We start from the raw sequence: 17281 nt of genomic DNA, 5'->3' as shown, positions 1-17281 counted from the left end.
CAGTCGAAACACGCCGGAAGTCTGACCCTGAATGTGATGGTCATTAGGTCTCTAAACCTTACTGCTCGCTCAGGCGTGATGAACCGGCTGAACCTGTAGTCCCCTGCCTACAGGATAAGGTGGCGCGGTCTCATATTTCTCCCTGTTCTTTTCCGTTACCGTAAATATACGACAGAAATCTTTCCCAGGCGCAGTGTAAAAAACATGATGAATGACAACCCTATCTTCGATAATCCCCTTATGCCTGACACAAAAAGAGCCCCTCTCCGGCGCGTTCTTATCGGAACGGCATGCCATTTTACGTCGCAGGGGCTTTATACGGTTTTATCGGCAGACGCACAGGCATGCGGTAGGCTGCTCGTAACAAAAATCTCGTCAACTACGCTCCCGCACACCCACTGCAACGCAGATATGGTGATTCTCGACGAGGTCGCCTTAAGGGAGGACAAACTGAATATTTTGTCGGCATGTATTACGACGGACACGACGATAGTGGTCATGACAGACCGTATTTTTCGCGATACTTACAGCCTTGAGCACAATAAGAAAATCATTTTTATTGAGAAATCGGCTCCCGTAAACAGGTTAAAGCGCAGTCTGTTTCATCTTCTGCTGTCTGCTATCCCCGTCCGTAGATCTTCTCGTCCGGAGGGACATCAGCGCGCCAGAATGGTTGAACGCGAAGTGTTATACGCCTTAATGAAGGGGGAAAAACCCGGCGATGTTGCCCGGAGGATGGGAATCAGCTACAACGCGGTAAGTCGATACAAAATGCTGGCCCTAAAACGTGCCGGGTTGAAAAGCCTGAATGCACTGTTAGTAAGAAAAAACAGACATCTTTATCAAAACCTATAGTTCTCCATTGCAGCGTGAGCATTTTAGTTTGCCAGAACAAACTCCCGTTGGTACCAGAAAATCCGGGCCAGAAACCGCACTATCAGTGACCTGCCCCCACGATTAGATACAACACTCAGTTAGTAACGTCGGAATCTTCATTCTCAGAATGACCCTTTCTCCAGCCCGCTGCAAATTCAGACGGTGTCTGATAATTCAGCGTGGAGTGCGGGCGGCATTCGTTATAATCCTGCCGCCAGTCATTAATAATTTTCCTGGCATGAACGATATCGCTGAACCAGTGCTCATTCAAACATTCATCGCGAAATCGTCCGTTAAAGCTCTCAATAAATCCGTTCTGCGTTGGCTTGCCCGGCTGGATTAAGCGCAACTCAACACCATGCTCAAAGGCCCATTGATCCAGTGCACGGCAAGTGAACTCCGGCCCCTGGTCAGTTCTTATCGTCGCCGGATAGCCTCGAAACAGTGCAATGCTGTCCAGAATACGCGTGACCTGAACGCCTGAAATCCCAAAGGCAACAGTGACCGTCAGGCATTCCTTTGTGAAATCATCGACGCAGGTAAGACACTTGATCCTGCGACCGGTGGAAAGTGCGTCCATGACGAAATCCATCGACCAGGTCAGATTGGGCGCCGCCGGACGGAGCAGCGGCAGACGTTCTGTTGCCAGCCCTTTACGACGTCTTCTGCGTTTTACGCCCAGGCCACTGAGGTGATAAAGCCGGTACACGCGCTTATGATTAACATGAAGCCCTTCACGGCGCAGCAACTGCCAAATACGACGGTAGCCAAAACGCCTGCGCTCCAGTGCCAGCTCAGTGATGCGCCCTGATAAATGCGCATCAGCAGCCGGACGGTGAGCCTCATAGCGGCAGGTCGACAGGGATAAACCTGTAAGCCTGCAGGCACGACGTTGCGACAGACCGGTCGCATCACACATCAACATCACGGCTTCCCGCTTCTGGTCTGTCGTCAGTACTTTCGCCCAAGAGCCACCTGAAGCGCCTCTTTATCCAGCATGGCTTCGGCAAGCAGCTTCTTGAGTCTGGCGTTCTCTTCCTCAAGCGACTTCAGGCGCTTAACTTCAGGCACCTCCATACCGCCATACTTCTTACGCCAGGTGTAAAACGTGGCATCGGAAATGGCATGCTTGCGGCAGAGTTCACGGGCGGGTACCCCAGCTTCGGCTTCGCGGAGAATACTGATGATCTGTTCGTCGGAAAAACGCTTCTTCATGGGGATGTCCTCATGTGGCTTATGAAGACATTACTAACATCGGGGTGTACTAATCAACGGGGAGCAGGTCAAATGCCTTATCTGTCACATCGATGCCATCGCCATGTTCCAATATGCTTCTTGAAGCACTCCTAGCAACTTCGGATTTGTTCAAATTTTTACCGCGAACATATTTACCACCTGATTTTTCAAGCGCAATAGCCATTCCAGCGATCAGTTTTAACGCTGTATCTTTACCAGCAAACTCGCCCCACCCGCTTCGTAAAGGCTGGTACTTTTCGCTAGAGCTATCTGGATCACATCCAAACCAACTATCTGTAGCTGATATTTCTTTAACAGCCCAAGGCCAAATATCATTGGAATAAAAATCAGCTCCAGTGATATCTCCGCCAGGTGAGCTAGACCATGTTCTCTTGGGATGTAGTTCTTCTGCGTTTACAGCACTCAAAATTATCCTCAAGTAACTGGAAGCAATGTTGTAGATCTCAGGAGGGAATTTAGCTTTCAACTCATCTAAGCGTGAACAACTGTACACGCCAGCCATAGCCATTGCAGCCTGCTCAGCAGTGACCACACGTTGTCGGCGAAGATGATGGGGCATGTTGAGGATGTTTTCTCGCATAAAAGCTTCCTGCTAACGATAGTCTACAGAAGTCTACTACTGTCAATTAGCACTGTCTATACATACAGTTAAGCGCTTTTCCCAAACGTTCCATGCACGACATTTTCGCCGTTTTCCAACGCTTCCATATAGTCGGCATACCACTGGAGCATTTCTCGGCGACCATCCAGGTACTGCGCATGGTTGTACGTACCTCGAATAGAGTTTTTGTCGACGTGTGCCAGCTGCGTTTCTATCCACGCGGTGTTGTAGCCCTGTTCGTGCAGGATGGTACTCATGGTGTGCCGGAAACCGTGCCCGGTGACTTTTCCGTTATAGCCAATCCGCTTAAAGACTTGGTTTATGCTGGCTTCACTCATTGTTTTTCGCGGATCGTTACGGCCTGGGAACACAAGCGGGTAATTGCCTGTTAGCTCTTGGATCTGACCAATAAGCGTAAGAGCTTGCCTGGACAACGGCACCACATGAGGGCGACGCATTTTCATGCGTGAGGCGGGTATTTCCCAGACCGCCTTACTGATATTGATTTCATCCCAAAATGCCCCACGGAGTTCGCCGGGACGCAATCCGGTGATAATCAGCAGACGAGCAGCCAAAACTACTAACTTGCTTCCTGAATATCCAGACAACGCATTGAAGAAATCAGGCAATTCTTTAGGTATGAGGAAAGGAAAATGATTGGACTCGTGCCCTTGCATCGCGCTGGTGAGATCCGGAGCGGGGTTATACTCAGCACGGCCGGTGACTATTGCGTAACGGAAAACTTCCCCGCAGCGCTGCCTAACTTTTTTGGCCTTTTCTGTAGCGCCGCGCCCCTCAATGCGCCGCAGCACATTCAACAGTTCAAGCGGTTTGATATCGGCTATTGGTTTTTTGCCAATGTAAGGGAACACATCTTTGTTGAAAGCCTCCAGGATGTCTGAAGCATACCCAGCAGACCATTTTTTTAGTTTGCTGCTGTGCCACTCAAGGGCAAGATCTTTGAAGGTATTGTTTAACTGAGTTTCACGGGCAATCTTCTCTTCCCGTTTCGCTTCCATAGGATCGATACCCCCAGCGATACCCCTTTTGGCTTCTTCACGTTTTGACCGAGCATCGGCCAATGTGACTTCAGGATACACGCCAAGCGCTAAAAGCTTCTCTTTACCGGCTACACGATACTTGAGCCGCCAGTATTTGCCGCCATTAGGTTTAATCAGGAGATACAAACCACCACCATCAGCCAGCTTGTAAGGCTTATCTTTAGGTTTGGCGGCATCCACCTGCCGGGCGTTTAGTTTCACTTGGGGGTACCTCCTCTAGACCGAACAGCATATACCCCCATAAGTACCCCCAAACAACCGTAGATTTCAGGGAACTTTAGTAGACGTAGAAATACTAAAAGGGGCTGTAAAGCGCAGAGTATAAGGGGTTTCAGTGAACTTTAGTAGACTTGGGGAGATGTTAGAATGGTGCCGATAATAGGAGTCGAACCTACGACCTTCGCATTACGAATGCGAAGTTTTTATATTTTAACTGCTTGAACAACCATCAGAAATCACAAATTTATCATTTTAAATCATAATATTAAAACAAAAAACCTGTTGATGTAAATTGATGAGTGTTGATGTTTATCCTTTCAATTTACTTACACCAGCCGTTACATTACTGTAAACCGTAATCCCCAACAGGAACCCTAAAAATGGCGCTTTCAAGACAAAAACTAACCTTCGAACGAATTCGAAGATTTACTTTACCTGAAGGGAAAAACCAAGTTTTCCTTTGGGATACGGACGTAACAAGCTTGGCATGTCGAGCAACTCGTGGAGCAAAAGCCTTTGTATTCCAAAGCCTGTATGCGGGAAAAACCCTTCGCATGACCATTGGCAACATTAACGATTGGAGGATTGATGATGCGAGGGCCGAAGCCAGGCGACTGCAAACATTAATCGATACTGGGATAGATCCGCGTATAGCTAAGGCGGAAAAAATTGCTGAAGCGGAATCACAGCAGGCTGAATCTCGTAAAACGAAGGCAACCTTTTCAAGCGCTTGGGAAGATTATCTTGATGAATTGAGAACCGGAATCAGCGCAAAAACTAAACGCCCCTACTCTGCACGCTACATTGCCGATCACGTTAACTTGTCCAGTCGTGGAGGCGAAAGTAAAAAAAGAGGCCGGGGCCCAACCTCACCTGGGCCACTGGCTAGCCTGCTCGACCGACCATTATCAGAACTAACACCAGAGAACATTGCCGAATGGCTAAGTACAGAGAGACAAAATCGGCCTACCGTCACTGCTCATGCCTACCGTCTGTTGCGTGCATTCATCAAATGGGCTAATTACCAGAAAAAATATCAGGGAATAATCGATGGCGATCTTGCACAAGATCATAACGTGAGAAAAATGGTTCCAATATCAGCGAGCAAAGCGGGAGATTGCTTACAAAAAGAACAGCTCAAAAGCTGGTTCAGTGCCGTGCGTAGCCTCAATAATCCCATTGCATCAGCCTATCTCCAAGTGCTTTTGCTCACCGGTGCACGGCGTGAAGAAATTTCCTCACTTCGCTGGTCTGACATAGATTTCAAATGGTCAAGCATGAGAATTAAAGACAAGATCGAAGGCGAGCGAATTATCCCCCTCACTCCCTATGTTTCTGACTTGTTACGCTCACTGATGGAGATCCCCAATCGTGGTACAAACGAGGAGAATTGGGTTTTCAGAAGTAACAGCAAAAGTGGCAAAATTATTGAACCGCGTTCAGCACATAATAGAGCATTAACTCGCGCGGAGTTACCACATATCAGCTTGCACGGATTGCGCCGTAGTTTTGGGACCCTCGCTGAATGGGTCGAAGTACCAACAGGTATTGTTGCGCAGATTATGGGCCATAAGCCTAGCGCTCTTGCTGAAAAGCACTATCGCCGCCGTCCATTAGATTTGCTAAGAAAATGGCATGAAAAAGTTGAATTATGGATCTTAGAAGAAGCAAAAATAAAAAACAACGTTGATAAGCGTTGATTTTATCAAATATCAACAACTTACATAAAATCACATGTGTTGACAGAAATTTTTTTTCAGTTATCTTTTATTACTGCTAACTACATTCACTCACTAAGCAGGAGATTAACTACAGTGACTAACCCAATAACTGTATCAAGAGAAGACCGAAGTGCGGAAATCAGAGCGAGATGGGGTTTACATCCGACTAAAAACAAAAGTTCTAATTTTTGGGAAACAACAATTCAGCGTTTTAATAATAGTAGTACTGACCGAATACTACCTCTTTGGCACCGTGTTTCAAAACTTTTAGTTGCTATTAGGAATGTAGTCAATACTATAACATGCCCTTTTCCACCAAAGGGGAATACTTCCCGCTCACGCCGAAGTTCAACAACGTCATCAAAAAACTCATCATCATCTTCATCGGATGGTAGTAGTAGCGACCCCGATCCCGATAGAGACCCCATATTCACCCCTTTTCATTTCATTCTTTCATCTCTGTTAAAAACAATTATCGTCTTATTTGCCCACATATCAAATGTTGGGGTGATGAAATGAGCGATATCAAACATCAAAAACCCTCTCAGTCACAACTAATTTCTACCCGCGAGTTAGCTAATATTATTGGCTATGAAGTACAAACTATTCGAGCTTGGCTTTGCAAAGACAAACTGCCTAATGGTTTACCGCGACCGAAGAAAATTAAAAACCGACACTATTGGTCACGTAAAGACATTGATAGATACCTATTAACCTTCTCAGTATATAGTAACTAATAGAGGCCTCCCCCGGCTATTCTAAAGAATAGCCGGGTTAGTTAATACAAACCTTCCATTAACAATGGGGGGAGATTAATACTATTTATCACATCTCACATTAACAAAATTCAAGGTCACATATGAAAAAACGCATCACTTTCAGCGTAAACAATAGTTCTACTATTGATGCAATTGACGACTATAGCAATGCAAAAGGATACTCCAGGTCAGAGGTGATATCATTTTTATTAAACGCCACAGTCCCAGCATTGAATAAAATAACATCGCAATATCATATAGCTCAAACTTTGGAGTCAACATTAGGCTGTATTTTTGAAGAGAAGGCCCCGTCAATAGCACGGGGGGAGCCAAAATTAACTTACGAAGAGTTTTTTCATTCCGTCTGGAACACTCACATTCGACACCGGAACGAGGTTATCGACCAGAATTTTTATGCACACAAAATATCTCATGATAAGATGGGGAAGAGTGAAAAAAAATTAATTCATGAAAAGCTCACATACATTATAAAAAGCTTCAATGTAAAAAAAGCAATTTTTATTTACACAGATCGGCGCGTGAACCACAAACATCTAATTGCAGGAGGGTTGTCAAATATCATACTGATAAAGGAAACAGTTTACGATGGTTGTTTTTTTGATTTGAGCAGCATTGTGATTATGCCAATCTTTGAACTTATTACATTTGGAATTGAAGAGGTATTGAAAAGAAATAAAATCCACCATAAACAATCATGCTATTGCTGGATACCAATTTATTACACAAATGATCTAGCGGTAATGGTCCCGGTGATTGCCGAAGGCGATACACCTCAAAAGGCGATGAAAGGAGGAGATGCCATCATTATTAACCCCTTTAACGGTGAAGTAAACCATACTTTCTGATACCAATGTTAAGCATAACCACTTAGTTGCATACATCTCGACAGTATGGAGTTAGTACCTAATAGCTTGATGAGGGTAAAAGATGCCTACTAACAAAGCAAAATCAAAGAAAATTCTAGGAAGGCCTGAAGGAAGTAAATATTACCATTTAATTCAGAGTGAGAAGGCTAAGCATTACTCTCAATCCAAGGTGGCAAAGATCTTAGGAATAAGTATTTCCACGGTAAAAAGACACTGGGATAATGGCATCTTTGGGTGATTATAATTGCAGAGTTGCTTTTTAAGTATTTTACTGCATGGGTAATGGGTTGATAACAAGTTTTATTGTTGGAAAGGTATTATACAACAGTCATTACTATTAATAGTTAATTAATATAACTAACCACAGACATTCAGCTATGTCTGATCATTTTACTGTATACGGCTATCATAAGCCGTAGGGCTAACAACAGGATCGAAGCATGGAATTATATCATGGTTCCCATGGTGAGCATGTGCTCGCCTATAAAAAACATATTGAACGAGTCGTCAATGATGCTATCAGTGAATTCCCCAGAACAATGGCGTTACGTGTTGATGTTCATTATCCACCCATTTTAGACAGAGGTGACACTGTTTGCTGTTTTCCTAATCTAGAGCCTGGTGCTATATCCCGTTTCCGTAATGCGTTAAATGCAATGCTGGAGGCCAATGAGAAAGCCAGAGCAGCTAACGGTAAACGAATTTATCCAAATCGTGTTCGTCATGTTTGGGTAAGGGAGTTTTCCGAAGAGGGGAAATGTCATTTTCATATTGGTCTTTTTTTTAACAAAGATGCTTATTACCATTTAGGTGATTATGAGGCCGAAAGCAATTTAAGGATGATGATTGTAAGAGCATGGTATAGCGCACTGGGATTGGAACTGGATGATTATCCGGGATTGGTTCACTACCCTGAAAATTGTCGTTATATATTAGACGTCAATGATTTTAACTTTGAAGGAGAATACAATAAATTACTGAATCGTCTTGACTACCTGGCTAAACTTGATACAAAAGTATACGGAGATGGCGACCGTAGCTTCGGCTGCAGTCGCTGGTAATTTATTTTTTTACAGAAATGGCCTTTCTTATGGATGGAAAGGCCAAACCCATCAGTTAAAGATGGTTGTTTTACTATAATCCAACGACCTCATCCCCGATATTAGTCAAAATCATTAATTCTTTAATCTCTCGTTGTGCCAACTGTAATTCAAACTGCTCTTGAATTAACATCCACTTCGACCAACTTCCACCGACTACATGCGATAACCGGAGTGCCATAGCTTTCGTCAGTGAAACTGAACCGTTCAACAATTCAACTATCTCTTGCTCGCGACATCCCATGTAAACCGAAAATTTATTCAGTCCTATATTTGATACCGCTAGTATTTCGGCCAGTTTAATGCCGGGATGATCAGGAAGTAAGGTCATGCCGTATTCATCCTGATAAATTCCATAAATAGAACAGCCAGTTTCTCTCAGTTCTCGTAAATTCTTCCCTGCAAACTTCAGCTCGTGTGAAAGCCCGAGAAACTCACCAGTAAATTCATATTCTGCTTCAGGCCTATGGTGGCATTTGATCAATGCAAATGCCGCCCCTACTTTTTCAACTGTTACAGTAACCGACATTGAACCACCTCCGTCAAGATAATCGATGAACGTTTTAGACTGTCCAGCTGTTCGACACCACTTCTGCCTGCTTCAAAATCAGTTCCACGGCGCCCGGCGTTTTGTCCGGCGGATACTTATACTTACGCAGCGTCTGGCGCACCAGAATACGCAATCGGGCACGCACGCTTTCACGCACCTGCCAGTCCACGGTGGTGGACTGCCGCAATTTCAATGTCACTTCGATGGCCAGCTTTCTCAGCGTATCATCGCCCAGTTCACGCACTGCACTTTCATTTTCAGCCAGCGCATCATAGAAGGCGATTTCATCCGGGGTCAGCCCTAACGCATCATCACGCGCCATCGCCTCCTGGAACGCTTTCGCCATCTGGATCAGCTCTTCAATCACCTGCGCGGTCTCAATGGCGCGGTTATTGTATTTGAGCAGCACCGCTTTCAGTCGGTCGGAGTATTTCTTCTGCTGCACCACGTTATTGCCCGAACGGGCATGAATGCCGTCATTGAGCAGTTTTTCCAGCAGTTCCACTGCCAGATTACGCTGCGGCATTTCCCGCACTTCTTCCAAAAACTCATCGGACAGCAAACCTATGTTCGGTTTATCCAGCCCGGCGAGTGCGAAGACATCCTCAACCCCGGTCGCGACAACCGCGTTATCGAGGATCTTGCTCAGAAGAGAGTTTTTTTCTGACTGGCTAAACTTTGCCTTCGGATCGAGCTTGATAAGCCCCACCCTGACCGCCGAAAGAAACGCGAACTCCTCCTGTAAGGGTTTCGCCTCATCCAGCGTATTACACAGTGACCAGGCTTTACTCATCGCCAGCGAAACATCGAGGTAGCGTTTTTTACCGTCATCCAGTCCCAGAATGTAGTTCACGGCATCACGCAAGAAGGCCAGCGGATCGCGGGAGAAGCCCGTGTAATCAAATCCCGGCTTACCCGCCGAACGGGCAAACATCCCATGAATGACATCCATTTTTTCCAGCAGAATCGCAAAGGCTTCCCTGGCATCGACCGTTGTCTGTCCTTTGCCTTTTGAATCGGTATAGGTTTTCAGCGCCTGCTTCAGCTCGTTGGCAATGCCGATATAATCCACCACCAGCCCGCCGGGTTTATCCCGGAACACACGGTTAACGCGGGCAATCGCCTGCATCAAATTATGGCCGCGCATCGGTTTGTCGATATACATGGTGTGACAGCATGGGGCATCAAACCCGGTCAGCCACATATCCCGCACAATCACCAGTTTCAGCGGATCGTTCAGATCTTTAAAGCGGGCTTCCAGGCGTTTTTTGGTCTGTTTGTTGTAAATATGCGATTGCAGGTGATCTTTATCTGACGCCGATCCGGTCATGATGACTTTGATCGCCCCTTGTTCAACGTCTTCACTGTGCCATTCAGGGCGTATCGCCACGATGGCATCGTACAGTTTCACGCAGATCTCGCGGCTCATGGCGACAACCATCGCCTTGCCGTTCATGGCAGTGTTACGTGTTTCAAAATGCTGAACCAGATCGGCGGCGACCTGCTGAATACGTGGCTCTGAACCGACCAGCTTTTCCAGACGGCTCCAGTCACCTTTGGTTTTTTCTTGCTGGCCCGTTTCTTCGTCTTCTACCAGTTCATCGACCTGATCAGAGAGCGTTTCCAGCTCGTCATGGTTCAGATCGAGTTTTGCCAGCCGGGATTCGTAGTAAATCGGCACCGTCGCGCCATCATCAACCGCATCCTGAATATCGTAGATAGAGACATAATCACCGAACACGGCACGGGTATCTTTATCTTCCGAGGCAATCGGCGTACCAGTGAAGCCCATAAACGACGCATTCGGTAGCGCATCGCGCATATGCTTGGCGTAGCCGTATTTATAGGCCCCGGTTTGCCGGTCCAGCGTGGCGCTCAGGCCATATTGGCTGCGGTGCGCTTCATCGGAAATCACCACGATGTTGCTGCGGACGTTAAGTGCCGGATGGCTCTGTTCACTGTCCAGCGGCGCAAACTTCTGCACGGTGGTAAAGATAATGCCGCCGGATTCACGGGCGTTGAGCAGCTCGCGCAGTTCGTCGCGGTCGTTGGCCTGTAACGGCGTTTGCTTGAGTAAATCATGCGCCTGGCAAAACGTGGCGTAGAGCTGCCCGTCAAGATCGTTACGGTCGGTCACCACGACGATGGTCGGATTATTCATCTCTGTTTGTTGCAGCAGCTTTCCGGCGTAACAGCACATGGAGATACTTTTGCCGGAGCCCTGGGTATGCCACACCACGCCCGCTTTTTTACTGCCGGGGGTAATGTTGCTGCGCAGCGGAAGATGTTTACCGGTAGAGGCCACAATCGTTGCCGCAACCGCTTCACGCACCGCGTGGAACTGATGGTAAGCGGCAATCTTTTTGATAAGCCGTTTGCCATCGTTTTCAAACAGCACAAAGAAACGAATGTAATCGAGCAGCAGTTCGCTATTAAAGAAGCCCTGCACTACCGTTTTAAGCTGCCAGTGAAACTGCGGTTTATCATCTTCGTTCGCCACCGTTTTCCACGGCAGAAAACGCTCTTCATCAGCGGTCAGAGAGCCGATACGCGCATTTTGCCCGTCGCTCACTACCAGCGCTTCGTTACAGATAAACAGGTCGCTGAGTTCGTTTTTATAGGTCTGCAGCTGGTTAAACGCAGCCCAGATATCGGCATTGGCATCAATCGGGCTTTTCAGCTCAATCACCGCCACCGGCAGGCCGTTGATATAGCAGATAATATCCGGACGACGAACCTGTTTTATCCCCTGAATAGCCACCTGATTTACGACCATAAAGCGGTTATTGCCGGGATGGTTGAAATCCATCAGCAGGGCTTTATCGTGAACCGTTTTGTCTTCACGCTTGTACTCAACGGGTACGCCGTCGAGCAACAGGTGATGGAATGCTTTGTTGCTGACGACCAGATCCGGGCTTTCGGGGCGGGTAATACGGAGTATCACCTCTTCCAGCACGGAAACAGGGAGATGGGGGTTGATGGTTTGCAGCTGCTCCAGCATCACCGGGCGCAGAAACACATCATGAAATGAAGCACGCAGCGGGTTGTCGCCATCCGGCGCGATATCTGGCCCGTGCAGCACTTCCCAGTCCTGTTCAGCAAACCATTTCAGGCATTGCTGCTCTAAATCGTCTTCGCTCAGCATTACTCTTCCTCTCCCTCGGTGATCATACCGGTCTGTTTCAGCTCAATCGCCAGTTCCAGCAGGCTCGGGCGGATCGCTTTTTCCAGACGGTTCATGCTATCCATCATCCAGTCGATAATGACAGGCCAGATCTCTTTATTGCCGCCGTCAAACGTCTTTGAACAGACGATCTGGCAGCTTTTTCGCTCTGGCAGCAACCGCCAGTCGAGCGGCTCGCCAAACAGCGATTCAATGTGCGTTTTACGTTCCTGAAGGCGTTCAAATAACCAGGTGTTTTCCAGCGCATCTCCGCGCGAAATATTGAGCTGCACGCGAGCGTCTTTCTGGGAAAAGATAAGCTCAAACGGCACGCCGCTAACGCCCGACCCGGCAGCCAGCCAGTGATCGGTTGAGGGAGCGCGGTTGTTAAACAGTGAACAGGGGCTGGTGCGGAATTTTTCCAGCGCCATCGTCCAGAACTCGCGGCGCAGATAGTGACGCTGCTGCAGTTCGCTACTGCTGGAGGTGGACTGCTCTTCCGCCTCTTTTTGCGCCATGCCAATCATGTACGACTCCGCTTCCGGGGTTGGGATAACCTGGCGGATATCGACAAACACGTCTTCACCAAAACGGTAGGGGGTCACTTTGAAGCACTGGGCGCGGATACCAAACTGCATCAACCACAGCGCGGTATTGGTGACCTCTTTGCGGAAATTGGCCGCAACCATGATGACGCGCTGGGTGCCTTTGCGGTTGAGCACCCCTTCTTTCAGGCTTTCCCAGCCCATAAATTCGGCGATGACCTCTGCCGCCTGGCGGTTCTCGTTGGGCTCATACTGATCCAGATAAAGCTGGAAGATCTCCACCACGCTCTCCTGACGCAGGTTGGCGCAGTAGCCGGCATATTTCAGCGCCTGCCAGACGACGTCGCGCCCGGAATCATCAAGCTTATTTTCGATGATGACCAGGTTGCCTTTTTTATCGAGCGCCAGCAGATCGAGACGTTCTTTGGTGTCGTCAAAACCGGCGAACTCTTTCTGGATAATCAGCAACTCATCGTCGTTGTCGCGGGTTAACGCCTGGGGATTCTTTGCCAGCCACTCCTGCAGGTGATCGCGCTCGCGAAAGCCGAGGCTGCTGAACGACACCTCTTGCAGAGAATGCAGACTATTGGTCGGCGTATCGACTTTATACATTTTCCGCCTCACTTACCGCCTGCTCGGCTTCCGGTAGGGTGATTTCACCCGAGAGGAGTTTGGGGAGAAGGGTGTCGCGGAGTAATGCCAAAGATTGAGAGTGTTTTAAATTTACATGTGCACGCTGATGCAAAAGCAAGGCTGATGATTCAAACAAATTTACTAATGCCATAGGGGGGAGTGGATAGCTCAAACTATGTATATGATTACGGTTCAAAGAAGGAACAGCTGAACCTGCATTAAACGCTTTCATATCTAATAGTCGCAGCAACTCATAAGCGTAACAGGGTGTTGCACGTTTGAATTCCTTTACCCAAAGGGTTGTATTCAATGGCCAATAATCTTCAAGCGTTAAATAAACTTTACCAAGCACACCAGAACGACCAGTTATAACGCCCGGAGCTTTAGCCATTGCCACATTATGAGTACCGTTGGGGCCACTGGCGGCAATCAGAGGAAACTCACCATCTTTTCGTGCCGATGAAGGGAGATCAAAACCTCTCTGTAATACCAACAAATCTTGAAGCTTCCCTAACTCCCATGTCACAGGGATATTTCCCAACTCACTATCCTGCATCGCGGACGGAAACAGTTCTGCCGTGGCTTTTAACTCGGCATATTGTTCAGGGTGTTCACGCTCAAAAACCACCAGCGCATCATCATCTTTTCCGGAAATCGCTGTCATAGCGGCAAGCATCGCGTCTTCCTGCGAACCGCCCGCTTCCAGCACTGCCATTTTGGCCTTTACGGGTTCAAAATTAACAAACCAGCTTTTGAACAGGGCTTGTGCCATTTGTTCGAGGGTTTGGTTTATCTGATTATTCGTGAATACTTTCTCTTCCTGCAATTCGATGAGCTTACTAATATTACAAGCATTCTCAACAGGTAAAACACTTACTGGAATATTATTAATAAGGTCTTTGCTAACATTAGGAAAAGTTGATCCTGTCGCAGCTGCCAGCAATTTAGGAAGATAAGTCTCTAATACAGCTTTAACGTAAGGTGTCGGATATCCGTTTCGACCTCTTATTGCAGCAAGACCTCGACCTATACAATATTTTTGATCAGAATAGTTCATCCTGCCGGTTGTTGAACCACGAACACAAAATAAAATATCTCCTGGTAGCGATATTTTTTTTGCATATGCAGTATGCTGCACAGGTGCAGGGTAACGGTCAGTAAACTCTGTAGGTCCATTCAATAAGGGGAGTCCTATCCCCTCATTATTAACCTCTTCGCCTTTAGGGGATTGCCCCATAATAATCTCTGCAATATGAGAGAATGGGATCTCAAAACTCATAACCCAGCCCCCCCAGATTCGCCTTAATCTGTGCTTCTAGGTTCGCGCTCTCTTCCAACTGATCTTTCAGTTGCGTCGTCAATCGTGCCATTTTCTCGGCAAAGGGTTCATCATCTTCGTCTTGCTCGGTAGCACCAACATAGCGCCCAGGGGTCAACACAAAGTCGTTTTTCTGAATATCTTCCAGCGTTGCAGAGAAGCAGAATCCGGCTTCGTCTTCGTACTCTTTATCTGCCTGCCATTTGTGGAAGGTGTCGGCAATTCTGGCGATATCTTCACGAGTAAAGTCACGCAGCACGCGGTCTTTCATAAAGCCAATCTTGCGGGCGTCGATAAACAGCACTTCGCCTTTGCGGTGCGCTTTGCCGTTGCCGCTGGATTTGTCTTTGGTCAGGAACCAGATACAGGCCGGGATTTGGGTGTTGGTAAAGAGCTGGCCCGGTAGCGCCACCATGCACTCGACCAAATCGGCTTTGATCAGGTTACGGCGGATTTCGCCTTCGTTGTTGGTGTTGGAGCTCATCGAACCGTTCGCCAGCAGCAGCGCCATCGAACCTTTTGGCGCAAGGTGATGGATCATGTGCTGCATCCACGCAAAGTTGGCGTTGCCCTGCGGCGGTGTGCCGTATTTCCAGCGCACGTCGTTTTCCAGCTTGGCGTTCCACCACTCCTTCATGTTGAACGGCGGGTTCGCTATCACGAAGTCAGCTCGCAGATCCGGGTGCTGGTCGTCCAGCAGGGTGTCGGCGTTTTTGCTGCCGAAGTTAAAGTCGATACCCCGGATCGCCATATTCATTGCCGCCAGCTTCCAGGTGGTCGGGTTCGACTCCTGGCCGTAAACAGAGATATTGCGCTTCTGCTCGGCGGCGTTGTACTGCTTCTCGCCCACGTGCTCTTCGATAAAACGGTCGCTGGAAACAAAGAACCCGCCGGAACCCATCGCCGGGTCATACACGCGCCCGTTATACGGTTGCAGCATTTCAACAATCAGGGTGACGATACTTTTTGGCGTGTAATACTGGCCGCCCTGCTTACCTTCCGCCAGCGCGAACTGGCCGAGGAAATATTCGTACACGTGACCGAGAATATCTTTGCTCTTTAAGTTGAGCTTCTTGCCGTTATATTCCGGGTTGCTGAAGTTGGCGTCAGAGAAAGTATTAATCAGCCCGGTCAACACTTCGTTGCCCAATTGATACTGGCTGATACGGTTCAGAATACCTTTCAGCTTCGGGTTGGTTTTTTCGATTTCATCGAGCGCGTTATCCACCAGCCAGGACACAGAGCGCAGCGTCACATCCTTGCCGGTGGTTTCATCCACCCACAGCACGGTGCCGGTCGGCAACATGGCTTTGTTTTTCAGCGTGTCCCAGCGCGCGGCTTTCGGCACCCAGAAGATGTTCTTTTCGGTGTAGTAATCTTCCACCTCCAGTTCATCCACAATCGCCTGTGCGTACTCTTCATCAGAGTCGTAACCGTCGCGCGACATGGCATAGATGTTGTCCGGGTTGCCGACATCGCGGAACAAGGTGATTAGCTCCTGCTGACGCGCCTCGAAGGCATCGGACACATACTTGAGGAAGATAAGCCCCAGCACCACGTGCTTGTAGTTGGCGGCATCCATGTTGGCGCGTAGCTTGTCGGCGGCTTTCCAGAATTTGTTATCCAGCTCGTTCAGGAACTGTTGTTCGGCGTTGTTCATGAAAATCCTCAGGGGCGATCGCAGCGATAGTGCAAACATGCCTATCTTAAATTTGGTTTTGGAATGCTAATCGCAAAATGATACCCGGAATGACTAGGTTCATAAACGAGATAGCGCAAAGAAGTGGAAGATGGGCTATGGCTAAGTTGACATTAAGTTCCGGGTAATGGTGCCAACTTACTGATTTAGTGTATGATGGTGTTTTTGAGGTGCTCCCGTGGCTTCCATCTCCATCAGTTGTCCCTCCTGCTCAGCTACTGAAGGCGTGGTGCGTAACGGTAAAAGTACTGCCGGACATCAGCGCTATCTCTGCTCTCACTGCCGTAAAACATGGCAACTGCAGTTCACTTACACCGCTTCTCAACCCGGTACGCACCAGAAAATCATTGATATGGCCATGAATGGCGTTGGATGCCGGGCAACCGCCCGCATTATGGGCGTTGGCCTCAACACGATTTTACGTCACTTAAAAAACTCAGGCCGCAGTCGGTAACCTCGCGCATACAGCCGGGCAGTGATGTGATTGTCTGCGCTGAAATGGACGAACAGTGGGGCTACGTCGGTGCTAAATCACGTCAGCGCTGGCTGTTTTACGCGTATGACAGGATACGGAGGACGGTTGTGGCGCACGTCTTCGGTGAACGCACTCTGGCCACACTGGAGCGTCTTCTGAGCCTGCTGTCGGCCTTTGAGGTCGTGGTATGGATGACGGATGGCTGGCCGCTGTATGAATCCCGCCTGAAGGGAAAGCTGCACGTAATCAGCAAGCGTTACACTCAGCGCATTGAGCGACATAACCTGAATCTGAGACAACATCTGGCAAGGCTGGGACGGAAGTCACTGTCGTTCTCAAAATCGGTGGAGCTGCATGACAAAGTCATCGGGCATTATCTGAACATAAAACGCCATCAGTAAGTTGGAGTCATTACCTA

12 protein-coding genes and 1 pseudogene are annotated in these 17281 nt (G+C 48.0%); 5 read left to right on the top strand and 8 right to left on the bottom strand.

Annotation, left to right across the window (positions count from 1 at the left end):
* The first annotated feature begins 204 nt into the window (after positions 1-204).
* A complete protein-coding gene (locus L3068_RS04440; protein ID WP_069601767.1) occupies positions 205-855 on the top strand; it encodes a helix-turn-helix domain-containing protein in 651 nt (216 codons plus the stop codon).
* Positions 856-970: 115 nt separating this feature from the next.
* Here L3068_RS04440 and L3068_RS04435 read toward each other — a convergent pair.
* From L3068_RS04435 to L3068_RS04425, 3 genes are all read right to left on the bottom strand, one after another.
* Positions 971-2091, bottom strand: a protein-coding gene (locus tag L3068_RS04435; protein WP_087451024.1) for an IS3-like element ISSen4 family transposase whose coding sequence is annotated in 2 segments (ribosomal slippage) — positions 971-1833 and positions 1833-2091 — 1122 coding nt in all. Because the reading frame shifts where the segments join, the coding sequence is not laid out codon by codon here.
* A 49-nt stretch (positions 2092-2140) separates the two neighbouring features.
* The gene (locus L3068_RS04430; RefSeq protein ID WP_117582344.1) at positions 2141-2713 is read right to left on the bottom strand and encodes a hypothetical protein; all 573 of its coding nucleotides are present in this window, start codon (positions 2711-2713) and stop codon (positions 2141-2143) included.
* Between the two features lie 68 nt (positions 2714-2781).
* The gene (locus L3068_RS04425) at positions 2782-3996 is read right to left on the bottom strand and encodes a tyrosine-type recombinase/integrase (protein ID WP_117582342.1); all 1215 of its coding nucleotides are present in this window, start codon (positions 3994-3996) and stop codon (positions 2782-2784) included.
* 323 nt (positions 3997-4319) lie between these two features.
* On the opposite strand from L3068_RS04425, the pseudogene L3068_RS04420 reads away from it, so the two are divergent.
* The 3 genes and pseudogenes from L3068_RS04420 (at position 4320) to L3068_RS04410 (ending at position 8441) form a co-directional block, all read left to right on the top strand.
* Positions 4320-5714 (top strand): annotated as a pseudogene (locus tag L3068_RS04420) (tyrosine-type recombinase/integrase).
* Positions 5715-6594: 880 nt separating this feature from the next.
* The gene (locus L3068_RS04415; protein ID WP_016246899.1) at positions 6595-7359 is read left to right on the top strand and encodes a YagM family protein; all 765 of its coding nucleotides are present in this window, start codon (positions 6595-6597) and stop codon (positions 7357-7359) included.
* A 461-nt stretch (positions 7360-7820) separates the two neighbouring features.
* Positions 7821-8441 (top strand): inovirus Gp2 family protein, encoded by a 621-nt coding sequence (locus L3068_RS04410; protein ID WP_023305544.1) that lies wholly within the window; start codon positions 7821-7823, stop codon positions 8439-8441.
* Positions 8442-8514: 73 nt separating this feature from the next.
* Here L3068_RS04410 and L3068_RS04405 read toward each other — a convergent pair whose 3' ends face one another.
* The 5 genes from L3068_RS04405 to L3068_RS04385 are packed head-to-tail and all read right to left on the bottom strand — an operon-like array spanning position 8515 to position 16349.
* On the bottom strand, positions 8515-9009 hold the full coding sequence (locus tag L3068_RS04405; protein WP_006809979.1) for a helix-turn-helix transcriptional regulator: 495 nt from the start codon (positions 9007-9009) through the stop codon (positions 8515-8517).
* A gap of 34 nt (positions 9010-9043) precedes the next feature.
* A complete protein-coding gene (locus L3068_RS04400) occupies positions 9044-12175 on the bottom strand; it encodes a type I restriction endonuclease subunit R (RefSeq protein ID WP_023305543.1) in 3132 nt (1043 codons plus the stop codon).
* Positions 12175-13350 carry a DUF4268 domain-containing protein gene (locus tag L3068_RS04395; RefSeq protein WP_001581473.1) on the bottom strand — a complete coding sequence of 392 codons (1176 nt, stop codon included), beginning with the start codon at positions 13348-13350 and terminating at the stop codon, positions 12175-12177. The genes L3068_RS04400 and L3068_RS04395 overlap by 1 nt, the downstream gene beginning before the upstream one ends.
* The gene (locus tag L3068_RS04390) at positions 13343-14650 is read right to left on the bottom strand and encodes a restriction endonuclease subunit S (RefSeq protein WP_032634419.1); all 1308 of its coding nucleotides are present in this window, start codon (positions 14648-14650) and stop codon (positions 13343-13345) included. Before L3068_RS04390 ends, L3068_RS04395 begins: the two co-directional genes overlap by 8 nt.
* Positions 14640-16349 carry a class I SAM-dependent DNA methyltransferase gene (locus L3068_RS04385; protein WP_236904779.1) on the bottom strand — a complete coding sequence of 570 codons (1710 nt, stop codon included), beginning with the start codon at positions 16347-16349 and terminating at the stop codon, positions 14640-14642. Before L3068_RS04385 ends, L3068_RS04390 begins: the two co-directional genes overlap by 11 nt.
* 217 nt (positions 16350-16566) lie before the next feature.
* On the opposite strand from L3068_RS04385, the gene L3068_RS04380 reads away from it, so the two are divergent.
* Positions 16567-17264, top strand: a protein-coding gene (locus L3068_RS04380; protein WP_226856257.1) for an IS1 family transposase whose coding sequence is annotated in 2 segments (ribosomal slippage) — positions 16567-16816 and positions 16816-17264 — 699 coding nt in all. Because the reading frame shifts where the segments join, the coding sequence is not laid out codon by codon here.
* The last annotated feature ends 17 nt before the right edge of the window (positions 17265-17281 follow it).

It is taken from the genome of Enterobacter cloacae complex sp. ECL414, assembly GCF_021869685.1.
Taxonomy (GTDB): domain Bacteria; phylum Pseudomonadota; class Gammaproteobacteria; order Enterobacterales; family Enterobacteriaceae; genus Enterobacter; species Enterobacter kobei.
Note: the sequence above shows the minus strand (reverse complement) of the source record. Positions and strands in the feature narration are given on the sequence as shown.